This is a genomic window from Allorhizobium sp. GW101-3B10 (assembly GCF_059424725.1).
The window spans coordinates 614,826-635,994 of the sequence record NZ_JBWKZR010000001.1; the positions used below are offsets into that span (position 1 = coordinate 614,826).

Consider the following 21,169-nt stretch of genomic DNA (forward strand, 5'->3'; position numbering starts at 1 on the left):
TGCATGGCACAGGTCACGGTTACCATCGACGGCAAAGCCTACCGCATGGCCTGCGAAGAGGGTCAGGAAGGCCATCTGATCGATCTTGCCACGCAGCTTGACCGCTATGTCAGCCACCTCAAGACCCAGTTCGGCGAAATCGGTGACCTCAGGTTGACGGTGATGGCCGGCATCATGGTCATGGACGAGCTGTCGGAGGTCAATCGTCGCGTGGCGGCGATGGAAAAGGAGCTTTCGTCGTTTCGGGAGGGACGCGACGAGGCGCTTGAGGCGGCGCAGCACCGCGAGGACATGCTGACGACGGCGCTTGCCGAAGTGACCGAGCGGCTGAACGGGATCACCCGCAAGCTGACCGCCAAGCCGGCGCCCGCCGCGCGGCCGGAACACTGAGCAGCGGCTCTTTCCTCCAATGTGCGAATGATTGAACGCGGCCACTGGCGCCCGGCGCGAATTAGACCTATATCTGATGTGCGGTCTGCGCCTCACGACAGGAAACACAATCCCTGGGGCCATACTCGATCCAAAGGGAGCTGTCCCTGGCCAGGCCCGTGGGCTTGGACACACGGCGCCCACCTACGTTTGTAGGCACCCAGGATCGTAAAACTCCATCGGTTGCCGTGGATCGCACTTTTTCTCGGAAGAACGATGGTTGGCGGCCGAACCGCGATGGGACGGATGCAGACTGGTCTGGTCATGACCGGAACACCCGATCGAACTCATCCTAGCGAAACTCGCTCGTTCACTCATGCTCCCAAGCGAAGCGCTTTCTGAGTTCAACAAGGCTTTCCTCCCACGTCGACCGCTCGCATTTCCTCAAGATGTTGAGAAAGCTCGACAGGACATCTCTCCAATCAAAGACATCGACAAATAGCCATGCATTGGATCGTCGCGGCAAATGAGATCTGAGGTCGTTGGTGACGACATGGACGTTGAAATCGTCGGCTCCTGGGTTGTCGTCCCAACCAATGGCAAGACACATGGTCAGCGCTATGCTTCTCGGGTTGACGGGTTCCCATTGTTGAAGACGCTCGACCGAGTCGAGCATATCCACACCGGCCTCTATCTCTTCTTGCGTATAGCCATCGCGAATCCGGCTCTCGGCAACGTTACCTAGGTTCGAAGCCGCTATGCTCCGCAGAGATAGTCGCTCAGGTAGAGGGATCTTGGCAATTTCAAGCCATTTTTCGTTCGCCTGTGCCATCGTCCGCTCCCAACGTTACTGTGTCTTTGATGTTGTTTTAGGCTTCACAATGATGGTGATGAGGGTTCAGCTCGAACGTCCGCTTCCTCCATGCAAGTCGATCACTCCGCATTGAGGAGTCCACGGCCCGGATTGAGCGCAGTCCTATCTAATTTGCTCCTCATGGCGGCGTCTGCTCCACTCTCGATCAGCAAGCGCCCGATGTCTTCATGACCCGACTTGGCCGCGTACATGAGAGCGGTCTGGCCGGTGCTGTCTTGTTCGTCCACGCGAGCGGCCCAACGGATCAGTTTCCGGGCTAGGGGTTCGTTTCCCTCGCCCGCCGCCAGCATCAAAAGGGTGTAGCCGGAAGTTGTCGTCTGGTTCACGTCTGCTCCATAGAAATGCAACAAGTCGACGAGACCGAATGCCATCGGTTTCCGGCATCCGGTATTGTCGATCGCCAGGAACATCGCCCTGCCGTCATAAGGCCATGCTGGATCTGTCGAGTCCGGCAGGTCGCCCGCGTGAAGCCTTCTAAAGGCACCAACAATGTTGCCAGTGCAGACGGCTTCGGCCAGGCTCTTCGGATACTGCCATGGTTTGGTAAAATAGCCGAAAGCTGCTGCCGTCAGGATGACAGCCAGCGCAGATGCTCTCAGCAGAGTTTTCAACATTCAGTCTACTCCCCCGACGTGTCCGTTGTTTGTGGTCCCATTGGTCTCTCCGAAGTCAGCGAGAATGAACCAGAGATGCTGTGCAGCGTGAGATGAATCGGCCGCTGTTCTACTCCACTGGAACTGACGCCGCAAACGGGGCAGGGGTTGACGGGAGAAATCCGGCCGCGTCAAATGCCAGCGAACCATAGGCATTTGAGGACCGACGCTTTCCATGTACCAGCCACCCCATTTTCGCGAGGAACGCCTCGACGTCCAGCATGCCCTCATCCGGAGCCATCCGCTCGGACTGCTGATTTCGTCCGGCGAGGACGGGCTGATGGCCAATCCGATCCCCTTCCGGCTGGCGAAGGAGAGCCATGGGCTGGGCACGCTGCAGGCGCATATGGCCAGGGCCAATCCGCAATGGCGGGCACTGGCCAAGGGCGCGGAGGCGCTGATCGTCTTCCAGGGCGCCGAACACTACATCACGCCATCCTGGTACGAGACCAAGCGCGAGACCGGCAAGGTCGTGCCCACCTGGAACTACGCCATCGTCCAGGTTAGAGGCAGGGTGCGGGTGATCGAGGACAGCCAGTGGATCCGGGCGCAGGTGGACAGGCTGACCGACGGCCATGAGAGCAAGCGCATGATACCCTGGGCCGTCGGCGATGCGCCCGACGAGTTCATCACCGCGCAATTGAAGGGCATCGTCGGCATCGAGGTCGAGATCACCGCGATCGATGGCAAGTGGAAGGTCAGCCAGAACCGTGGCGAGCCCGACCGCCGGGGCGTCGCGGAAGGCCTAAGGGGTACGGGGACCGCCGAGGCAGGCGCGATGGCCGAACTGGTCAAGACCTATGGCGGGCTCGACTAATCTCCTACCTCAGACGGTGATACCCAATTCCTTCTCACGTTCGATATAGGCGCGCTGCCTGTCGGTCACGTAGTCCCGCACGATCGGCGCCGCATCGCGCTTGCGCGACAGCTGCAGGTGGAAGACCATCTGGCTGCCGGCGCGGAACATCATCTCGCAACTGATCAGATAGAATTCCCACATGCGGGCGAAACGCTCGTCATACATGGCCACCACCTTGTCGCGGTTGGCCTCGAAGCGATTACACCAATGCGTGAGCGTCATCGCGTAGTGCAGGCGCAGGACCTCGATGTCGGTGACCCACAGGCTGTTCTGCTCGGTGACGGAAACCACTTCCGACAGCGCCGGGGAATAGCCGCCGGGGAAGATGTATTTGCGCAGCCAGGGGCTGGTCATGCCCGGCGGGCTCATATGGCCGATCGAGTGGATCACGGCGACGCCGTCGTCCGGCATCAGCGCGTTCAGCTTTTTGAAGAACTCGTCGTAGTGCTGCACGCCGACATGCTCGAACATGCCGACCGAGACGATGCGGTCGAAGGTTTCTGCGACATCGCGGTAGTCCTTGAGCTCGAACCGCACGCGGCCGGCAAGGCCGGCCTCTTCCGCGCGTTTGGTCGCAAGCGCGTGCTGCTCCTTCGACAGCGTCACGCCGACCACCGAGACGTCCTCCAGCTGGGCGAGGTAGAGCGCGAGATCGCCCCAGCCGCAGCCGATGTCGAGCACCTTCATCCCGGGCTTCAGGTTGAGCTTGGCCGCCAGCAGCCTCAGCTTGTTGCGCTGCGCCTGTTCCAGCGTCTCGCCCTCCTCGCGGAAATAGGCGCAGGAATAGAGCATGTTGTCGTCGAGGAAGAGTTTGTAGAAGTCGTTGCCGAGGTCGTAGTGGTGGGCGACGTTGCGCTGGGCCTCGCCCTTGCGGTTCGATTGCAGGCTCTTGCGGAAGCGCATCTTGACGGCGCGCAGGATCTTCTGGATCGGATAGGAACCGAGCGACAGGCGGTTCACCGAGAACAGCATCAGGAAGTCGCGCAGGCTCGAGCCTTCCTCGAAGCGCATGGTGCCGTCCATATAGGCCTCGCCGGCCACCAGTTCCGCCTTGAACACCAGCGAGCGGTAGAGCTTCGGATCCGTCAGCCGCATGGTGACCTGCGGGCCGGGCTCGCGTCCACCGAAGACATGCCGCTTTCCCTCGGCATCGATGACGGTCAACTGGCCCTTGCGGATGAAGGATTTGAGCATATGCGACAGCAGAAACATGCGCACCTCATGGCGGTTTCACCGATCAGGCCGCCATGTTAGCGAAAAAGCGCAGCACCGCACCTGCAAAATTCAGGCTTGGTTCTGCGCGTCGAAAGCAGGACGCCGACGCATCCCAAGGGAGGCGTCGGCGTTGCATGGTTTCGCTCTTGGCGCACCGTGGTCGATCAGAACTCTTCCCAGTCCGATGCCGCCGCTGCCGCGGTCGCGCCGCCGGACGAAAAGGCCTTGGCCAAAGTGCCGACCGTGCCGCGCGCCGGCGACGAGACGGCCCGCGCACCGGGACCGGCCGGCCGGGGTGCGGCCGGTGCCGAATGAACGGCCGGGCGTGCGGCAGGTCTCGGTGACCGAACGGCCGGTGCGGCGTCCGCAACGGTGGTGCGGAACTGGCCGACGAGGCTCGAAAGGGCCGTGGCGCTGTCGGCGAGGCGATGGGTCACGGCGGTGGTTTCCTCGACCATCGCCGCGTTCTTCTGGGTGAACTGGTCCATCTGGTTCATCGAGGTGTTGATTTCCTGCAGCCCGACCGACTGTTCGCGCGCCGCCGTGGCGATCGCCGCGATGTAGTCGTTGATCTGCGCCACCTGCTGGGCGATGTCGCCAAGCGCAGTGCCGGTCTTGCGCACCAGCGACACGCCGCCGGCGACCTCGTCGCCCGACTTGGTGATCAGCGCCTTGATGTCCTTTGCCGCATTGGCCGAGCGCTGGGCCAACTCCCTGACTTCCTGGGCGACGACGGCAAAGCCCTTGCCGGCTTCACCGGCACGGGCCGCCTCGACACCGGCGTTGAGCGCCAGGAGGTTGGTCTGGAAGGCGATTTCGTCGATGACGTTGATGATCTTCGAGATCTCCGCCGACGCGGCTTCGATCCGGCCCATGGCATCGATCGCCTGCGAGACGACATGGCCCGAGGTTTCCGTGCTCTGGCGTGTCGACTTCGTCAGGGTGGCGGCCTCGTCGGCCTTGGCGGAGGCGCTGCGGACGGTTGCCGTGATCTGGTCGAGTGCGGCAGAGGTCTCTTCGACCGAGGCGGCCTGCTGCTCGGTGCGCTTCGACAGATCCTCGCTTGCGGAGCGCATTTCGCCGGAGCTTGCCTCGATGCCGTGCGTTTCGGCGCGCAACTGGGCGAGCGTGCCGTTGAGCTTTTCGACGGAGTGGTTGAAGTCGTTGCGCAGCCGGTCGAGGCCTCCCTCGAAGGTCTGTTCGAGGCGGACGGTGAGGTCTCCTTCGCTGAGGCGATGCAGTCCGCCCGCAAGCGCGTCGACGGCCTGCTGGACCGCCAGCGCCTCGCGCGCCTTGGCGGCCTCGCGCTCGTTGCGTTCCTGCTCGCCGAGCGTCGCGTTGTCGGCGGCCTGACGTTCGAGTTCGATCTTCTGCAAGGCGCTGCCGCGGAAGACGTCGAGGGCGCGGGCGAGGGCGCCGATCTCGTTGCGCAGTTCCTTGTGCGGCACCGTGGCATCAAGCCGGCCCGAAGCCATGGCGTCGGCGACCGAGGTCAGCTGCGGCAGCGGACCCATGATGCGCCGTGCGGCCAGGACCACGAGGGCCGTTGCGACGAGCAGCACGACCAGTGCCGTGAGACCGATCGCCCACGCCATCTGATTGGCCATGTTGTCGATCTCGGCAGCGCGCACGCCGGCATAGAGTATGCCGATGACGTCGCCCGCCGGCGAGAAGATCGGCTGGTAGATCGTATAGTAGGGAATGTCGAGGATGACCGCTTCGCCGCGATAGGTCTGGCCCTTGGTGACGACCGGATAGACGGCGCCGGTCTGACCGAGCGCGGTACCGACGGCGCGCTTGCCGTCCGGCTTGATGATGTTGGTGGTTCGACGCCAGAAGTCCTTGGTCTCACCGTCCCAGGCGAAGATCGTCGCGGTCTGTCCGGTCATGCGGCCGATGCTGTCGATCATGTCGTGCGCGGCAAATTCCTGCGGGATGGCCGCGGTGACGATGCGCTCCACATTGCCGTCCTTGCCCCAGGTCACCACGGTGCCGGGCAGATCGCGCTCGACGATGGTCGCCGCTGTCCTCAGGCTGGTATTCTGGCCGGCGATCGCCTGTTCACCGATGCGGGCGGCGATGCTCCCGGAGATCACCCAGGACACCGCGCCGAGCGAAGCCATCAGGATCAGGATCGTCATGGCGGTGACGGTTCCGACCAGACCGAAGCGTGAGAATATCTTCATGCGTCAAAATCCTTTGGTGGTTTGCCTTCAGTTTTATTTGATAAATGTTAATTCTGACTTTCCCGATCTGCGGCTGTGCAGCATATTTTGCCCTGCGGAATCGGTTGCTTTCCTGCCGGCTTTGAAACGCCGGCCATCTCGGCTATCGTCCCGCCGATTTCGGGGACATGGCGCGCATGAACATCAAAGACCTCAAGGCCCAAATGCGGAATGAACGACTGGCAGCCCGGGATCGGCTTCCGGCGGAAACCCGCACCGAGTTCAGCGTCCGCATGGCAGACCACGGCGGCGACGTTTTCGAATTCGAGCCGGGGACGATCATCTCCGGTTTCCTGCCGATCCGCTCGGAGGCCGATATCCGTCCGCTGATGGCGCGGCTGAAGGCGCGCGGTGCGCGGCTCTGCCTGCCGATCGTGCAGGACAGGATGACCATCGTCTTTCGCGAACTGGTGACCGGTGCGGAACTCGTCGATACGGGCTTTGGAACCTGTGGGCCGGGTCCGGATGCGGCCGTCCTCGACCCCGAGATCCTGCTCGTGCCGCTCTCCGCCTTCGACGCCCTGGGTAACCGCATCGGCTATGGTGCGGGTCACTATGACCGTGCGATCGCCCGATTGCTGCAAAAAGGCAGGGATCCCAGGCTTATCGGCATTGCATTCGACTGCCAGGAGGTGGCAGAAGTGCCGGCAGAACCGCACGACGTCCGGCTGCAGGCCATACTGACCGAAAGCGGGTTCAGAACATTCTGAAGGCGATTGGACAGGTGGAATGCGGCTTCTTTTTCTCGGAGACATGGTTGGCAAGACGGGGCGTACCGCGGTGTGGGAGCGTCTGCCCGGCCTGATCTCCGACCTGAAGCTGGATTTCGTCATCGTCAACGGCGAGAACGCCGCCGGCGGATTCGGCATCACCGAGGACATCTATCTCGAGACGATCAATGCCGGTGCCGACGTGGTGACCACTGGCAACCACGTCTGGGACCAGAAGGAAGCCGTTTCCTTCTGCGAGCGGCATGACCAGTTCCTGCGCCCGGCCAACTATCCGGCCGGCACGCCGGGCAAGGGTTCGGGCATCTTCTACGCCCGCAATGGTGCGCGAATCCTGGTTGCCAACATCATGGGCCGAGTGTTCATGCACCCCGAACTCGACGACCCCTTCAAATCGGCCGAGACGATCCTGGCAGCCTGCCCGCTGAAGGAACAGGCCGACGCGATCATCTTCGACTTCCATGCCGAAGCGACCAGCGAGAAGCAGTGCTTCGGCCATTTCGTCGACGGTCGCGCCAGCTTCGTCGTCGGCACCCACACCCATGTGCCGACCGCCGACCACCAGATCCTCAACGGCGGCACCGCCTACATGTCGGATGCCGGCATGTGCGGCGACTATGATTCCTCGCTCGGCATGGAGAAGGAAGAGCCACTGAACCGGTTCATTTCCAAGATGCCGAAGGGCCGTTTCGAGGCGGCGCATGGTCCGGCGACAATCTGCGGCGTCGGCGTGGAAATTTCCGACCGCACCGGCCTGGCCGAAAAGATCGCGCCGCTGCGCCTCGGTCCGCGGCTTGCCGAGGCTCTTCCGGATTTCTGGCGCTGACGTCACGGGGGCCCCGGTAACGCCATTGTGAGGCCGCGGGCTTGGCTCGCGGCTTTACCCGGCCTTTGCTCTGCCGCATGCTTTCTCCGTCCGAACGAGGTACGGGAGCGGCCGATGCTGCTGAGACTGTTCCTTTCGCTTTGCGCCATGACGGTTCCTGCGACGTTCGCCGTCGCCGAGACTGATCGGCCGCCGGTCAGCCAGTGTCAGCTGGTCGCGGGGGAGCTTCCATCCGCCACCTTTGCCGCCTTCAAGCCCGAGCCGCTGCGGCCGCAATTCGCGGCCCTCGACGCGGAGGTGACGATCCGCTTTCTCGGCCATTCGACCTTCCAGATCGAAACGCCGGGCGGGATCTCGATCGCCACCGATTTCAACGGCTGGCTCCGCACCGCGCAGCTTCCGGACGTGGTGACGATGAACAAGGCCCATTCAAATCATTATACGCTGATGCCCGATCCGGGCATTGCCACCGTGTTGCACGGGTGGAACGACGCGCGGCCGGGCGAGAAGGCGGAGCACCGCATCGTGATCGGCGACGCCTATATCCGCAATGTGCCGACCGATATCCGCAGTTGGGGCGGGGCGTTCGAGCCCAACGGCAATTCGATCTTCATCTTCGAGGTGGCGGGCCTGTGCATCGGCCATCTCGGCTATCTGCACCACGAACTGACCGACGCGCATTTCGCCGAGATCGGACGGCTGGACGTCGTCATGGTGCCGGTTGACGGCGGTCTGACCATGGGTGCGCAGAGCATGAGCAATACCATCAAGCGCCTGCGCTCGGCGCTGATCCTGCCGATGCATCGCCGCGGGCCGCCGATCGAGACCTTCCTGGCCATGTTCGATCCGAGCTTCGACTGGAAGATTGCCGACACCGCCACGATCAGCGTCTCGGTGCGCAGCCTGCCGCGAAAGCCGCTGATCCTGGTGCTGAGCGGGGTCTGATCTGCGGCGCAGGCCATGTGCGCTTGCTCACTGGCGTGTCAGGCGCAGATTCCCGTCGATCTCCAGCCCGATCTTGCCGCGCCCGAGGCGGATCAGGCGGACCGGAAGGCTCTTTTCCTCAAGCCTTCTTCGCAGGAGCAGCAGGCGGGTCTCGAGATTGTCCTTGAAGTCCGGCAGCCGAAGGGTGGCATCCAGCCGGATCTCGCGATTGGAAAATTCCCGGCGTCCGTTCGCCTGGCTCTGCTCCATCATGAAGACCAGCAGCCGCCCCGCGACGCCCTTGATGACGTAGTCGCCGTTGACGAAGACGCTGTCGTCGAAACGGTGATGGACGACGTCGATGAGGGTTTCGCCGGCCGGTGCGCCGGAAGGGCGATGGCCTGCGCTCTCGCCCTCGAGCGACAGCCGTTCGCAGAGCGCCAGTGATGTCGCCGCCTGGCGGGCGATGATGGCGAGCGCCGCCTCGTCGTCGCGGCCGAAGGCGAGTCTCTCGGCGCTCTCGAAGAACAGCACGCCCTCGGCCCCATCCTGCACCAGCAGCGGCACGGCAATCTGGCTCATCGCCTCGGCCATGCCGGGCAGGGGAATAGAGCGGGTCCGGTTTTCGTCGGGCGTGGTCGCGCGGATCGCCGAACCGAAACGGCGGATGCGGCTCAGGTCGCTGACCTTGACCGTCTTGCCGCTCTCGGCAGCTGCGCCGATCAGGCCCTCGCCGAGCGGAACCTCCGCGCCGATGCCGGATGGTGTGTAGCCGGTGCTGCCGATCGCCACGACCTGGCCCTTGTCCGCGTAGCAGTGCAGGAACAGGCCATGGTGGAACCCCAGACCGTCGCGGATCCCGCCGAGCGTCGCATCGACGATTCCGTCGGCATCCGTTTCGGCGGCGATCCTTTCGACGATGTGGCGCGTGGCGTCGAGGCGGTTCCTCTCCGGCCTGCGTCTGGCCGGTGTGGCCGTCGGGGAGGGCGTGTCGACGATGTCGAGAACCCGGAAGACATCCACATGGCGCAACCGCATGACGTCGGCCATGCCGGCCTGGGCGCTGCTGGCCTCGACCTGAAGGGCCAGTCTCTCGAACAGGGGGCCGCTTTCCATGGAATAGGCAAATCGGAGGTCGAGTCGAAACTGGGCGCCGTTGTGCCCATCGACGACGAGAAGGGTGGCCTGCGGATTGAGCCGGATATTGGCGGCGGTCTTGGCGAAGAACTGGTTGGACAGGGCGACGTGATCGTCATCGACGATCACCACCTGGGAGAGATAGGAGATGTTGGGAATGCCGTCGGCATCGGCCGTCGAGATGATCGACGGAATGACGCCTTCGAAACAGGCTTCGAGTTCGACGAGCGACCACGTCATCGGCCAATACTCGCGCGCTTCGTGCCGGCCTGCGCCCCGGGCGTCTGCACATAGACCGACGATATCCTGATGGTGGCGACCACGACATCTCGGGCGGTGAGCCACGGGGCGATGATCTCCGGCAAGAGGCCGTTTCGCATCAGTGTCGACACGATCGCGACCATGTAGCCGGCAGATCGCTCGATCTCCCCGTCATCGGCCGGCCTGAGGGTCGCCGTCCCCTTGATCTGGTAGGTGACGTAGTCGGAAGGACGGGAAAACGTCACCGCGATGCGGCCGTTCGCCTCGATGTTGGCAACCGTTTCCGGCCATTGCCAGGCCGAGAGCACGAGGTCGATGGTGTCCGGGTCTCTTGCACGCCAAGCGCCGACGCCGCGCGCGATCCCGGGCCGCCGCGTGGCGTCCGCCGTCCCGACAATCTGCATGACCGGGCTCTCGATGAAAGCCGCAAGCTCTGCATCCAGCATGGTGTTCTCCGTGAGGGGGACCGATCCATATCGCAGTTAGGCAGGTTTTAGGATAGGCGATCCGCGACTTAGGAAGCTTTTAGGAAACGTGCGTATCGCAAGCGCCTATAGCCACGCTCCATCACAGCCCAAGGAGCAAATCCATGCAAGAGAAACAGACAAGCATCATGCCGGAGAATTCGGTAGCGATCATCGGCGCCGGTCCGGGTGGCCTGGCCGCGGGTCGGTGGCTGCGCGCCCACGGGTTCGAGCCGGTGATCTTCGAGGCCGCGGCCCGGGTCGGCGGCCAGTGGAACTCGGCCTCGGCGTCGAGCGCAACGTGGCCGGGCATGCGCACCAATACCAGCCGGGTGATGACTGCCTTCTCCGATCTCGACCATGCGCCCGGCACGCCGGTCTACCCGAGCCAGGAGGACATGCTCGACTATCTGGAGCGCTACGCCTTCACCGCTGGCCTTCTGCCGCATCTGCGGCTCTCCACCCGCATCGAGGCGCTTGAGCGCGCGCCGGAGGGCGGCTGGCTCGTGCGCTCGGTCGCGGGCGGACGGATTCGCGAAGACGTGTTCAAGCGGGTGATCGTCGCCAGTGGCCGCCACCGCACGCCGCAAATCCCAGAGATCCCCGGCCTCGACACTTTCAGCGGCAGCCTGGGCGCGGTGCATGCGGCCCAGTATAACGGTGTCGAACGCTATCGTGGCCGCAGGGTTCTGGTCGCCGGCTGTTCGATCAGTGCGCTGGAGATCGCCTCGGAGCTTGCCTATGGCGGCGCTGCCAAGGTGGTGGTGGCCAACCGTCGCCAGCGTTATGTCCTGCCGAAGCTGATTGCCGGCGTGCCGACCGAGCATGTGATGTTCAATCGTGCCTCGGCGTTGCTGGGGGCGGTGGCGCCGCCGGAGGCGCTGGCGGCCGGGTTGAAGGCGAAGGTGCTGAGCGTTGCGGGCAATCCGGCGCAGTTCGGCGCGCCGGCCCCGGACGAGAATATCTTCGCGGCCGGTATTACCCAGTCGCATCATTTCCTGCCGGCCGTCGCCGAAGGCCGCATCACGGTCGCGCCCTGGATCCGCAGGATCGAAGGCGGCAGGGTGTTGTTCGACGACGGCTCCGCCTTCGATGCGGACGGCATCGTCTTCGGCACCGGCTATCGCCTCTCCATGCCGTGGCTCGGAGCCGATATCGCCAAGGCGGTCGATCTGGACGACACCCATCTGGACCTGCACGATCACAGCTTTCATCCGGATCTGCCGGGGCTCGCCTTCCTGGGCCTCTACGATCTCGTCGGTCCCTATCTTCCCGTGCTCGAACTTCAGGCCCGATGGATCAGCTATTGCTTCGCCGGCCTGCGGCCGATGCCGTCGCAGGCGGAGATGCGCGAAGGGGTGGCGCGCAGCAAGGCGATGCGGGCCGGCCCCCCGAGCATGCCAATGAATGCGGCGGCGCTGATGTTTGCCGTCCATGCCGGGGTCGAGCCGGACCCGGCCGAATGGCCGGATTTGGAACGGGCGCTTCTGTTCGGTCCGTTGTCGGCCGTCTCGTTCCGGCTGGCCGGCCCCGACGCCTTTGGTGATGCCGCGGCGCGCAGCCACCAGGCGGCGACGGCGTTCGGCGCGATCATCGGGTCCGAGTTCACAGCCGAAGAACACGGAATCTGCGCGATGATCGGTCGGCAGGCCGCCACGTCGGCCGCCTGATCGCCCAAACAAGAACGCCCGGCTCACTGGCCGGGCGTTTGTCGTTTGGGATTTCGAAGATTCAGCCGAAGGAGATGCGGCGGTGGACGCCGATATCCGGTTCCCGGTCGTCGTTCAGATTGGCCCTGGCGATCTCCCAGCCGAATTTCAGAGGATTGCCGGTCGAAGCCCAGATCTTGCCGTCGTCGAGCTTCAGGGCCATCATGGTGAGCTTGGGGTCGTCCCTGCCGCCGTCATACCAGGCTTCGACGATCGAGCTCCAGTATTCCTCGACCTTGGTCGGATCCTTGCGTTCCGCGAGCGTACCGCCAAGGCAGGCGTGATAGTCGTGGTCCTTGCCGACGACGCAGAAATGCGCGCGGCTGCCGGGTTTCAGCGCCTGCACCAGATGCGAATCCGTCTTGGCGAAGAACCAGATCGTATTGGTCTTCGGATCGGCGAAGGGAGCCATGGGCTGCATGTGCATGTGGCTGCCTTCGAGCCCGAGCATGCCGGCATGGATATCGTCGATCTCCTCCCACAGCTGCTCGACCGGGGTTTCGCGCGCTTCGCTGAAGCTTGCCATGAACCATCTCCTGTTGTTGACGGGTGTCGGCAGTGGAAACGACGGGGCGGCGAAGTTGTTCCAGCAAAAGCGCTGCCGGCACGGATCCAGATGGGAGCTAGGACGGTTGGCGAATCTCCGGCTTCCCCTTGAACAGGGCCGGTTTCGCTCGTATAAGGCGCCATTCCTCACAAATAGACCTGATCAGGGGTGCCATGGCTGGCCATTCACAGTTTAAGAACATCATGCATCGCAAGGGAAAACAGGACGGTATTCGTTCCAAGATGTTTTCCAAGCTCGCGCGCGAAATCACGGTTGCGGCCAAGATGGGCCTGCCCGACCCGAGCATGAACGCCGCCCTTCGCCTGGCCGTGCAGAACGCCAAGGCCCAGTCGATGCCGAAGGACAATATCGACCGTGCGATCAAGAAGGCGTCGGGCGCCGACGCCGAGAGCTATGACGCGATCCGGTACGAGGGTTACGGTCCGGGCGGCATCGCCGTCATCGTCGAGACGCTGACCGACAACCGCAATCGCACCGCATCCACCGTCCGTTCGACCTTCACCAAGGCCGGCGGCGCGCTGGGCGAAACCGGCTCGGTGTCCTTCTCCTTCGATCACGTCGGCGAGATTACCTACAAGGCCTCGGTCGGCGATGCCGACAAGGTCATGGAAGCGGCGATCGAGGCCGGTGCCGAAGACGTCACCAGCGACGAGGACGGCCACACGATCTATTGCGCCTTCGAGGACATGAACGAAGTGTCCAAGGCGCTCGAAGAGGTGCTCGGTGCGGCGGAAAGCGTCAAGGCGATCTGGAAGCCGCAGAACACGATCGAGGTCGACGAGGAAAAGGCACGGTCGCTGATGAAGCTGATCGACACGCTGGAAGACGACGACGACGTGCAGAACGTCTATTCGAACTTCGAAGTCTCCGACGAAGTCATGGCCAAGCTTTCGGCCTGATCTTTCCGAGTTTTCAGTTTTGCAGCCGGACGGGCCATGCTCGGCCGGTTGTTTTTTGGAGCCGGCCGCTGATCGCATCGGGGGAGGGGTCGGCTGGCCATGCGGAAAGCCCCGCGTTTTTCAAGTGCATTCACACCGGCCTTGCCGGCGGCGGGCGTGTGGCGTCCATAAAGGGAGACAGGCAATGTTTAATCACATCATGGTTGGTTCCAACGATATCGAGCGGTCCAAGCGTTTCTACGATGCGGTCCTGGGTGTGCTCGGTACCGGCGAAGCGCTGCGCAACGTCGCGGCCGGTGGCCAGGTTCGGCTGTTCTATCGGCATGACGGCAATTCGTTCGGCGTCAGCGAGCCGATCAATGGCGAGCCCGCGACCTTTGCCAATGGCGGCACGATCGGCTTCAAGTGCGACTCACCTGAACAGGTTCAGCAGTTCCACGATGTCGCGGTCGAGCTGGGTGGCACTTCGATCGAGGACGCACCCGGGCCGCGGACGTCCGGTCTCGGGACCATGTATCTCGCCTATGTGCGCGATCCCGACGGCAACAAGCTTTGCGCCGTCTACCGGCCGCGGTAAGTCGGCCCAAAGCTTCGCACAGCATATTCGTCACAGAGAAATCGGCCGGCAGGTGTCAGACCCGCCGGCCATCTTTTCGTGTCTTCGTCGATGTGCTCAGGCGGCCTCGCCGCGCACGCTGCCGATCACGCTCACCAGCTCGTTGACGATGCGTTCCACCTGCTCGCGGTCGTCGCCCTCGGCCATGACGCGGATCAGCGGTTCGGTGCCCGACGGGCGGATGACCAGCCGGCCGTTCCTCGACAGTTCGCTCTCGGCGTCGGCGATCGCCTGCTTGACGGTCGCGTTTTCCAAGGGCTTGCCGCCGGAGAAGCGGACATTGCGCAAGAGCTGCGGCACGGGCTCGAAGCGGTGGCAGATCTCGCTCACCGTCTTGCCGGTGCGCTTGACGCAGGCGAGGATCTGCAGCGCTGCGACCAGGCCATCGCCGGTGGTGCCGAAATCGGACAGGACGATATGTCCCGACTGCTCGCCGCCGACGTTGAAATTGTGCTGGCGCATGTGCTCGACGACATAGCGGTCGCCGACCTTGGTGCGGGCGAGCGTGAGGCCCTTATCCGAGAGGAAGCGTTCGAGGCCGAGATTGGACATGACGGTGGCGACGATGCCGTCGCCCTTCAGCGTCTGGTCCTGCGCCCAGGTTTCGGCGATTGCCGCCATCAGCTGGTCGCCATCGACGATGGTGCCGTTCTCGTCGACGATGATGACGCGGTCGGCGTCGCCGTCGAGGGCGATGCCGATATCGGCGCGCACTTCATGCACCTTTTTCTGCAGGGCCGAGGGATGGGTGGAGCCGCATTCGAGGTTGATATTGGTGCCGTTCGGCTCATTGCCGATGGTGACGACGTCGGCGCCGAGCTCCCATAGCGCCAGCGGCGCGACCTTGTAGGCGGCACCGTTGGCGCAGTCTATGGCGACGCGCAGGCCATGCAGGGTGACGTCGCGGGGCAGCGTGCGCTTGACGAACTCGATATAGCGATAGATGTCGCCCTCGACGCGCTTGGCCCGGCCGATCTCATGGGCGGGCGCCAGCTGCGCGTAGATGTCGTCGTCGAGCAGCGCCTCGATCTGGTGCTCGATCTCGTCCGAAAGCTTGTAGCCGTCCGGACCGAACAGCTTGATACCGTTGTCGGCGAAGGGATTGTGCGAGGCGGAGATCATCACGCCGATATCGGCGCGCAGCGAGCGCGTCAGCATGGCGACGGCGGGCGTCGGGATCGGCCCGAGCAGGAAGACGTCGAGGCCCGCGGCGGTGAAGCCGGCCACCAGCGCGTTTTCCAGCATGTAGCCCGAGAGGCGCGTGTCCTTGCCGATCACCACGCGGTGGCGATGGTGGCCGCGACGGAAGATCGTGCCGACCGCAATCCCGACCCGCATGGCGAGGTCGGGGGTCATCGGAAACTTGTTGGACTGGCCGCGAATGCCGTCCGTGCCGAAATAGCGACGAGTCATCTGTTCTCCTGCAATGATCGAGCCGGCGTCACGAGGCGCTGGCGAAAGGCGCTGGATTCCCGACCGGCCAAGCGCCGGCTACGCCAATGCGCGTGCTCTTGCCACAAAACGCGGCGGAGAGCACGTCAATTAGCGTCAACAGCGCTTACATCTTGTGAGTGAAAAGTAAAAGGCCACCCTCCGAAGCCGGAGGGTGGCCTTTGCATTCTATCCGCCGACTTCAGTGCGGCTGGGGCTCGAGGCCGCTTTCAGGCTCGCCGCCCTTCGGCGCGTCCTTCTTGGTTCCGGTGGAGGGAACCGCCGAGCCGCGTCCGGACGGACCTTCGTCGCCCATGTCGCGCGCCGGCTTTTCGCCGCGCAGAAGCGCCTTGATCTCTTCGCCCGAGAGCGTTTCGTATTCCAGCAGGCCTTCCGCCATGGTGACGAAGTCGTCGTGCTTTTCGGTCAGGATGCGGCGGGCCTCGGTATAGGCCTCGTCGATCAGGCGACGCACTTCGGTATCGATCTTCTGGGCAGTCGATTCCGAGACGTTCTTGGTCTGCGAAACCGAATGGCCGAGGAACACCTCCTGCTGGTTCTCGCCATAGGCGACCTGGCCGAGCACGTCGGAGAAGCCCCACTGGGTGACCATGGCCCGGGCAAGCTTGGTCGCCTGCTCGATGTCGGAGGAGGCGCCCGACGTGATGTTCTCCTTGCCGAAGGTGAGTTCCTCGGCAACGCGGCCGCCCATCATGATGATCAGGCGCGACACCATCCACTTGTAGCTCATCGAGTAGCGGTCGCCCTCGGGCAGCTGCATGACCATGCCGAGCGCACGGCCGCGCGGAATGATGGTTGCCTTGTGCAGCGGGTCGGCGACCGGCACGTTGAGCGCGGTGATCGCATGGCCGGCTTCGTGATAGGCGGTCAGTTTCTTTTCGGCTTCGGTCATGGCGGAGGAGCGGCGCTCCGCACCCATCATGATCTTGTCCTTGGCGTCTTCGAACTCGGCCATGGTGACGACGCGCTTGTTGCGGCGGGCGGCCATCAGGGCAGCTTCGTTGACGAGGTTCATCAGATCCGCACCGGAGAAGCCGGGCGTACCACGGGCGAGGACCTTGAGGTCGACGTTCGGAGCGAGCGGGACGTTACGGGCATGGACCTTGAGGATGCGCTCGCGGCCGACGATGTCGGGGTTCGGCACGACGACCTGGCGGTCGAAACGGCCGGGACGCATCAGCGCCGGGTCGAGAACATCGGGACGGTTGGTCGCAGCGATCAGGATGACGCCTTCATTGGCTTCGAAACCGTCCATCTCGACCAGCAGCTGGTTGAGGGTCTGTTCGCGCTCGTCGTTACCGCCACCGAGACCGGCGCCACGATGGCGACCGACGGCGTCGATTTCGTCGATGAAGATGATGCAGGGCGCGTTCTTCTTGGCCTGCTCGAACATGTCGCGCACGCGGCTGGCGCCGACGCCGACGAACATTTCGACGAAGTCCGAACCGGAAATGGTGAAGAAGGGCACGTTGGCTTCGCCGGCAACCGAGCGGGCGAGCAGCGTCTTGCCGGTGCCCGGAGGGCCGACCAGCAGCACGCCGCGCGGGATCTTGCCGCCGAGGCGCTGGAACTTCTGCGGATCGCGCAGGAATTCGACGATTTCCTCGAGGTCCTGCTTGGCTTCGTCCACGCCGGCGACGTCTTCGAACGTCACGCGGCCATGCGCTTCGGTCAGAAGCTTGGCCTTGGACTTGCCGAAGCCCATGGCGCCGCCACGGCCGCCGCCCTGCATCTGCCGCATGAAGAACAGCCAGACGCCGAGGATCAGCAGCATGGGCAGGAGAGTGCCGATATAGCTCAGGAAACCGGAGGAACCGTCGGTCTCGGGGCGAGCGACGATCATCACGTTCTTCGACTGCAGCTTGTCCAGCAGGCTGCCATCGACGACGGGGGAATAGGTCTGAAAGGCGGTGCCGTTCTCGACATAGGTGCCGAGCACGCGATTGCCGGTGACGGTTACGTCACGAACGCGGCCCGCATCCACTTCGCGGAGAAACTGCGAATAGGGGATTTCGCGCGAACTGGTCTGTGACGGCGACGTCTGGAACATGCTGAACAAGGCGATCAGCAACAGGGCTATGATCGCCCATAGCGCGAAATTCCGAAAATTTGGGTTCATCGAACTCCCCGAACATGTGTTGCGCGCTGAAGAGCCCGCCTGATTGTCGACTAACATAGGATCGCACTGGGGCCTTGCCAAGGCAAAGCGGCGGTATGAGTGCGTTTTCCGTCAATAACCGCTTAAGCCGGAGGCGGCAAATAGGCCTTCCGTCCAAAGAGGCGGGCGACCGCATCGGCGAGCGGAAGATCGGTTTCCGCGAGGAAGCGGTCGAACAGCGGGAAGGCGGGCTCGACCGTGGCGTGGGCCGAAGCCTCGTCGGCGCCCGCTTCCGTCTCCCCGTGCGCCCTGATCTGCGGGGAAATCCGGGCCATGTGGCGTTGCATCGAAGGCGGCAGCCCGCGGATTTCAGACGGTGGAAGCAGCTCCGTGTGTGGCCCCACCTGCAAGACTTCGTCGGTGCTGTTGGTGATGCGGTAGCGGCCGTCCCAAAGGATGCTCGAATGCGCAGGCACGGGACGCGGCAAAACATCGCGGATTTCGCGTAGCAGATAGACGCCGTCGCGGCGGCACTGCACTAGTGCGCGTCCCAGTGTCATCCGGCCCGGCGATCCGGACGCGAAGAGTTGGATCAGCTTGTCCATGGCCGCCGGGCTTGGCCGGTGGGGCCGTCCGCCGGCCACTGCCACGAGCGTCGCCAGTGCATGGCGCAGGATTTTCGGCTCGGCGTTCAGTGCGTCGGGAGCGAGCGCAATGAGACAACCGGCATGGAGCATGGCGCAGCGCGCGATCATGAGGGCCGCACCTTTCGACAACTGCCGGCGCCGTTCGATGGCTTCGTCTGCGGACGGTCTCGCGCCGGCGTCGCGGTCCTGCCGGACGCGCACGCGCTCATAGCGGCGGTCGGCATTGCTCGGGTCGTCGATCCAGCCGAGGCCGGTGGCGGAAAGATAGTCGCGGATCGCCTCGCGTCGCACGGAAAGAAAGGGTCTGAGCACCCAGATGCGCCGATGGTACAGCATGGCCTCTGCCATGCCGGAGAGTCCCAGATTGTCGTCCTCGGCGCGGGCGGCGCGCATGGCGATCGTCTCGTCCTGGTCGTCGGCCGTATGGCCCGTGACGATCGCCGTGGCCCCGAAATCGGCTGCCGCATCGGCGAGCAGACGATAGCGTGCTTCGCGGGCCGCCGCCGAAATGCCGCTGGTGGGCTTGGCGCCATGCCAGGTCATGATGCGGTGGGGAATGTCGAGTGAAGCACAGAGCTGGGCGACAGCCTGGGCTTCGCCGGACGAGTCGGGGCGGAGTGCATGGTCGACGGTCGCTGCGACAAGGCTGTGGCGGCTGCCGGAATCGGCAAGCACGCGCTTCAGAGCGACCAGCAGGCCGGTCGAATCGCTGCCGCCGGAGATGGCGACGAGAAGGCGGGTGGGATTGCGAAGGGAAATCAGGAGCCGGCGGGCGGCGTCTTCAGGGGAGGCGGGGGAAGGCGTGTCCACGGCGGTTGTGCCGCGGCCGGTCAGCAGCGAAGCCGCTTCTGTTCCGATGCGACCTTGGAAACCACGGCACGCGATGCCTTGGGGTAGCGCTTCGTCACTTCGCGCAGCGTGGCGCAGGCTGTTTCGGTGTTGTCGAGGGCGGCAAGGGACATGCCGAGCTTCAGGAGCATTTCGGGGGCCTTGGGCGAGGAGCCATAGGCCTGGTGGGCGTTGAGGAAGGTCTTCGCCGATTCGTTGAACTTACCCTGCGAATACTGCGCCTCGCCCAGCCAGAAGTTGGCGTCGGCGATCTTCGCGCTCTGAGGGTAGCTGGCGATGAAGCCGTTCAGCTCGTTCTCCGCCATGGCATAGTCGCCGGACAGGACATGGCCGTAGGCGACCTGATAGGCGTCGCCTTCCGAGCCGAGCGAAGCGGTCTGGTTCGGCTGGACGGTTTCGACGCCGGGGAGGGCCGTCGATCCGTTGTCGATCGCACCCGGGTTGAGCGTGGCCGCGCTGGGCACGCCCTGAGGGTCGAGTTCGATCGAGCCGAGCACCTGCTCGGGCTGGCCGATCGGGTCGGCCCCGGCATTGCTGCCGGGTACCGGATCCTGTGTGATGACCCCGGCGACGGAATCGGCTTGCCCGCCGCCGTCGACCGGTGTGTCGAGGGCGCCGCTCTTCTTGGTGCCGCCCTTTTCGAGATCCTGGAAACGGAACTCGTTGTCTTCCTGCGTCTTGCGCATCTGCTCCTGCATCTGCAGGATCTGGAAGCTCATTTCCTCGATCCGGCCGTTGAGGTTGCGGATCTCCTCCTCGAGCTGCAGGACGCGGATCGACGGATCGGTGCTTTGGGCAAGTATCACCGGCGCGCGCTCGGCTGCGGTATCGGCAGTCCGTGCTTCCGACGCGGGGCGCGGTGCGAGGAGCTGCATCGAACTGGCGTTTCCGTGCAGGCCGGCCACAGTCGCCGCCCCGAGCAATGCGGCCATGACAAGTCTTTTCATGTCATTGTTCCTGTCTTCATGAATCGTCGCGCCGGGTTTGGCGCAACCGGAAGATTTTTTCCAATTGCCGGCAAAAAGCAACCGAAGTTCGGCCAAAGTATGGAGAAAAGCCGAAAGGCGGCTCCCCGGGGGAAGCCGCCTTTCGCAAGTCTGCCGCCTGAAGCGGGAATTACATTCCGGCGCCGCCGAGTACGGTGACGGCGCGGCGGTTCTGCGACCAGCAGGAGATGTCGTCGCAGACGGCGACCGGACGTTCCTTGCCGTAGGAGATGGTCTTCATGCGGCTCGCCGGAACACCGCGCGATGCCAGGTAGTCGCGGGTGACGGCGGCACGGCGGGCGCCGAGCGCGAGGTTGTATTCGCGGGTGCCGCGCTCGTCGGCATGGCCTTCGACGGTGATCGCGTAGTTCGGATACTTGGCAAGCCACTGGGCCTGGCGGTCGAGGGTCTGCTGGGCGTCGGCGCGGATCGAGGTGGAGTCGGTGTCGAAGAAGATGCGGTCGCCGACATTGACGGTGAAGTCCTGGGTCGAGCCCGGGGTCGCCGCACCGGCGCCGAGGCCGAGGTCGGAGGCGCTGTTCGGCAGGTTCTTCTTCGAGGCGCAGCCGGCAAGCGCCAGGGTCAGCGCGATGGCGAGGACGGCGGGGTTGCTGGCGATCTGCTGCATGCGGCTCTTCGCCGGAGTGTGAATGCGGCTCATAGCCGGTCTCCTTGATGTCTTCCGTTAGGGTTGCCGGACTTTAACCATTCGAGGTTAACCGGCATCCAACGAACATGGTTAAGAAAGTGTCAAATCGCTGCCGCAAGGCGCCGTTGGTGCGGACCTTGCGGCAGGAAAGCGGCGTGAAT

General features: G+C 64.0%; 20 protein-coding genes and 1 other RNA gene. 9 read left to right on the forward strand and 12 right to left on the reverse strand.

The genetic code is table 11. The features are described 5' to 3' along the window. The first annotated feature begins 3 nt into the window (after positions 1-3). Positions 4-390, forward strand: coding sequence for a cell division protein ZapA (locus AC07Y0_RS02840; protein ID WP_498674332.1), 387 nt, complete (start codon positions 4-6; stop codon positions 388-390). 79 nt (positions 391-469) lie between these two features. Continuing rightward, a non-coding RNA gene (gene ssrS, locus AC07Y0_RS02845) (6S RNA) lies at positions 470-628 on the forward strand. 111 nt (positions 629-739) lie between these two features. Here ssrS and AC07Y0_RS02850 read toward each other — a convergent pair. Then, complete coding sequence (locus AC07Y0_RS02850; RefSeq protein WP_498674334.1) at positions 740-1,201, reverse strand: Imm8 family immunity protein; 462 nt, start codon at positions 1,199-1,201, stop codon at positions 740-742. A gap of 101 nt (positions 1,202-1,302) precedes the next feature. Continuing rightward, positions 1,303-1,857: an ankyrin repeat domain-containing protein gene (locus AC07Y0_RS02855; protein ID WP_498674338.1), complete on the reverse strand. Its 555-nt coding sequence runs from the start codon at positions 1,855-1,857 to the stop codon at positions 1,303-1,305. A 214-nt stretch (positions 1,858-2,071) separates the two neighbouring features. Here AC07Y0_RS02855 and AC07Y0_RS02860 point away from each other — a divergent pair, with 214 nt between their 5' ends. Next, positions 2,072-2,713 carry an FMN-binding negative transcriptional regulator gene (locus tag AC07Y0_RS02860; RefSeq protein ID WP_498674339.1) on the forward strand — a complete coding sequence of 214 codons (642 nt, stop codon included), beginning with the start codon at positions 2,072-2,074 and terminating at the stop codon, positions 2,711-2,713. A 9-nt stretch (positions 2,714-2,722) separates the two neighbouring features. Here the strand turns inward: AC07Y0_RS02860 and AC07Y0_RS02865 are convergent, their stop codons facing one another. Both AC07Y0_RS02865 and AC07Y0_RS02870 read right to left on the reverse strand, forming a co-directional pair. After that, positions 2,723-3,967: a class I SAM-dependent methyltransferase gene (locus AC07Y0_RS02865; RefSeq protein ID WP_498674341.1), complete on the reverse strand. Its 1,245-nt coding sequence runs from the start codon at positions 3,965-3,967 to the stop codon at positions 2,723-2,725. A 167-nt stretch (positions 3,968-4,134) separates the two neighbouring features. Then, a complete protein-coding gene (locus AC07Y0_RS02870) occupies positions 4,135-6,156 on the reverse strand; it encodes a methyl-accepting chemotaxis protein (protein ID WP_498674342.1) in 2,022 nt (673 codons plus the stop codon). 176 nt (positions 6,157-6,332) lie between these two features. On the opposite strand from AC07Y0_RS02870, the gene AC07Y0_RS02875 reads away from it, so the two are divergent. From AC07Y0_RS02875 to AC07Y0_RS02885, 3 genes are all read left to right on the forward strand, one after another. Beyond that, positions 6,333-6,905, forward strand: a complete 573-nt coding sequence (locus AC07Y0_RS02875) for a 5-formyltetrahydrofolate cyclo-ligase (protein ID WP_498674344.1) — start codon at positions 6,333-6,335, stop codon at positions 6,903-6,905. 19 nt (positions 6,906-6,924) lie between these two features. After that, the gene (locus AC07Y0_RS02880; RefSeq protein WP_498674346.1) at positions 6,925-7,749 is read left to right on the forward strand and encodes a TIGR00282 family metallophosphoesterase; all 825 of its coding nucleotides are present in this window, start codon (positions 6,925-6,927) and stop codon (positions 7,747-7,749) included. A 114-nt stretch (positions 7,750-7,863) separates the two neighbouring features. Beyond that, a complete protein-coding gene (locus AC07Y0_RS02885) occupies positions 7,864-8,694 on the forward strand; it encodes an MBL fold metallo-hydrolase (RefSeq protein WP_498674348.1) in 831 nt (276 codons plus the stop codon). Positions 8,695-8,721: 27 nt separating this feature from the next. On the opposite strand, the gene AC07Y0_RS02890 is transcribed toward AC07Y0_RS02885, so the two are convergent. Next, a complete protein-coding gene (locus tag AC07Y0_RS02890) occupies positions 8,722-10,050 on the reverse strand; it encodes a GAF domain-containing protein (protein WP_498674349.1) in 1,329 nt (442 codons plus the stop codon). Continuing rightward, entirely contained in the window at positions 10,047-10,517 is a 471-nt protein-coding gene (locus tag AC07Y0_RS02895; protein WP_498674350.1) for a pyridoxamine 5'-phosphate oxidase family protein, read from the reverse strand. Before AC07Y0_RS02895 ends, AC07Y0_RS02890 begins: the two co-directional genes overlap by 4 nt. Positions 10,518-10,660: 143 nt before the next feature. On the opposite strand from AC07Y0_RS02895, the gene AC07Y0_RS02900 reads away from it, so the two are divergent. Continuing rightward, entirely contained in the window at positions 10,661-12,205 is a 1,545-nt protein-coding gene (locus AC07Y0_RS02900) for a flavin-containing monooxygenase (protein ID WP_498674352.1), read from the forward strand. A gap of 61 nt (positions 12,206-12,266) precedes the next feature. Here the strand turns inward: AC07Y0_RS02900 and AC07Y0_RS02905 are convergent, their stop codons facing one another. Beyond that, complete coding sequence (locus AC07Y0_RS02905; protein ID WP_498674353.1) at positions 12,267-12,770, reverse strand: pyridoxamine 5'-phosphate oxidase family protein; 504 nt, start codon at positions 12,768-12,770, stop codon at positions 12,267-12,269. Positions 12,771-12,964: 194 nt separating this feature from the next. Here AC07Y0_RS02905 and AC07Y0_RS02910 point away from each other — a divergent pair, with 194 nt between their 5' ends. Continuing rightward, positions 12,965-13,711 carry a YebC/PmpR family DNA-binding transcriptional regulator gene (locus AC07Y0_RS02910; RefSeq protein WP_498674355.1) on the forward strand — a complete coding sequence of 249 codons (747 nt, stop codon included), beginning with the start codon at positions 12,965-12,967 and terminating at the stop codon, positions 13,709-13,711. Between the two features lie 184 nt (positions 13,712-13,895). Further along, positions 13,896-14,288, forward strand: coding sequence for a VOC family protein (locus AC07Y0_RS02915; RefSeq protein WP_498674356.1), 393 nt, complete (start codon positions 13,896-13,898; stop codon positions 14,286-14,288). Positions 14,289-14,384: 96 nt separating this feature from the next. Here the strand turns inward: AC07Y0_RS02915 and glmM are convergent, their stop codons facing one another. From glmM to pal, 5 genes are all read right to left on the reverse strand, one after another. Continuing rightward, the gene (gene glmM, locus AC07Y0_RS02920) at positions 14,385-15,740 is read right to left on the reverse strand and encodes a phosphoglucosamine mutase (RefSeq protein ID WP_498674357.1); all 1,356 of its coding nucleotides are present in this window, start codon (positions 15,738-15,740) and stop codon (positions 14,385-14,387) included. A gap of 220 nt (positions 15,741-15,960) precedes the next feature. Beyond that, positions 15,961-17,898 carry an ATP-dependent zinc metalloprotease FtsH gene (gene ftsH / locus AC07Y0_RS02925; RefSeq protein WP_498674359.1) on the reverse strand — a complete coding sequence of 646 codons (1,938 nt, stop codon included), beginning with the start codon at positions 17,896-17,898 and terminating at the stop codon, positions 15,961-15,963. 122 nt (positions 17,899-18,020) lie between these two features. Beyond that, a complete protein-coding gene (gene tilS, locus AC07Y0_RS02930) occupies positions 18,021-19,334 on the reverse strand; it encodes a tRNA lysidine(34) synthetase TilS (RefSeq protein ID WP_498674361.1) in 1,314 nt (437 codons plus the stop codon). A gap of 20 nt (positions 19,335-19,354) precedes the next feature. Continuing rightward, positions 19,355-20,320: a tol-pal system protein YbgF gene (gene ybgF / locus AC07Y0_RS02935; protein ID WP_498674362.1), complete on the reverse strand. Its 966-nt coding sequence runs from the start codon at positions 20,318-20,320 to the stop codon at positions 19,355-19,357. A 169-nt stretch (positions 20,321-20,489) separates the two neighbouring features. Further along, entirely contained in the window at positions 20,490-21,020 is a 531-nt protein-coding gene (gene pal / locus AC07Y0_RS02940; protein WP_454746841.1) for a peptidoglycan-associated lipoprotein Pal, read from the reverse strand. Positions 21,021-21,169 lie beyond the last annotated feature (149 nt).

Coding starts and splice junctions, on each gene's coding strand:
- AC07Y0_RS02885 (WP_498674348.1), top strand. CDS start 7,864: ATGCTGCTGAGACTGTTCCTTTCGCTTTGCGCCATGACGGTTCCTGCG.
- ybgF (WP_498674362.1), bottom strand. CDS start 20,320: ATGAAAAGACTTGTCATGGCCGCATTGCTCGGGGCGGCGACTGTGGCC.
- AC07Y0_RS02875 (WP_498674344.1), top strand. CDS start 6,333: ATGAACATCAAAGACCTCAAGGCCCAAATGCGGAATGAACGACTGGCA.
- AC07Y0_RS02850 (WP_498674334.1), bottom strand. CDS start 1,201: ATGGCACAGGCGAACGAAAAATGGCTTGAAATTGCCAAGATCCCTCTA.
- AC07Y0_RS02895 (WP_498674350.1), bottom strand. CDS start 10,517: ATGCTGGATGCAGAGCTTGCGGCTTTCATCGAGAGCCCGGTCATGCAG.
- ftsH (WP_498674359.1), bottom strand. CDS start 17,898: ATGAACCCAAATTTTCGGAATTTCGCGCTATGGGCGATCATAGCCCTG.
- AC07Y0_RS02870 (WP_498674342.1), bottom strand. CDS start 6,156: ATGAAGATATTCTCACGCTTCGGTCTGGTCGGAACCGTCACCGCCATG.
- AC07Y0_RS02900 (WP_498674352.1), top strand. CDS start 10,661: ATGCAAGAGAAACAGACAAGCATCATGCCGGAGAATTCGGTAGCGATC.
- pal (WP_454746841.1), bottom strand. CDS start 21,020: ATGAGCCGCATTCACACTCCGGCGAAGAGCCGCATGCAGCAGATCGCC.
- AC07Y0_RS02905 (WP_498674353.1), bottom strand. CDS start 12,770: ATGGCAAGCTTCAGCGAAGCGCGCGAAACCCCGGTCGAGCAGCTGTGG.
- AC07Y0_RS02880 (WP_498674346.1), top strand. CDS start 6,925: ATGCGGCTTCTTTTTCTCGGAGACATGGTTGGCAAGACGGGGCGTACC.
- AC07Y0_RS02860 (WP_498674339.1), top strand. CDS start 2,072: ATGTACCAGCCACCCCATTTTCGCGAGGAACGCCTCGACGTCCAGCAT.
- glmM (WP_498674357.1), bottom strand. CDS start 15,740: ATGACTCGTCGCTATTTCGGCACGGACGGCATTCGCGGCCAGTCCAAC.
- AC07Y0_RS02855 (WP_498674338.1), bottom strand. CDS start 1,857: ATGTTGAAAACTCTGCTGAGAGCATCTGCGCTGGCTGTCATCCTGACG.
- AC07Y0_RS02915 (WP_498674356.1), top strand. CDS start 13,896: ATGTTTAATCACATCATGGTTGGTTCCAACGATATCGAGCGGTCCAAG.
- AC07Y0_RS02890 (WP_498674349.1), bottom strand. CDS start 10,050: ATGACGTGGTCGCTCGTCGAACTCGAAGCCTGTTTCGAAGGCGTCATT.
- AC07Y0_RS02840 (WP_498674332.1), top strand. CDS start 4: ATGGCACAGGTCACGGTTACCATCGACGGCAAAGCCTACCGCATGGCC.
- AC07Y0_RS02865 (WP_498674341.1), bottom strand. CDS start 3,967: ATGTTTCTGCTGTCGCATATGCTCAAATCCTTCATCCGCAAGGGCCAG.
- AC07Y0_RS02910 (WP_498674355.1), top strand. CDS start 12,965: ATGGCTGGCCATTCACAGTTTAAGAACATCATGCATCGCAAGGGAAAA.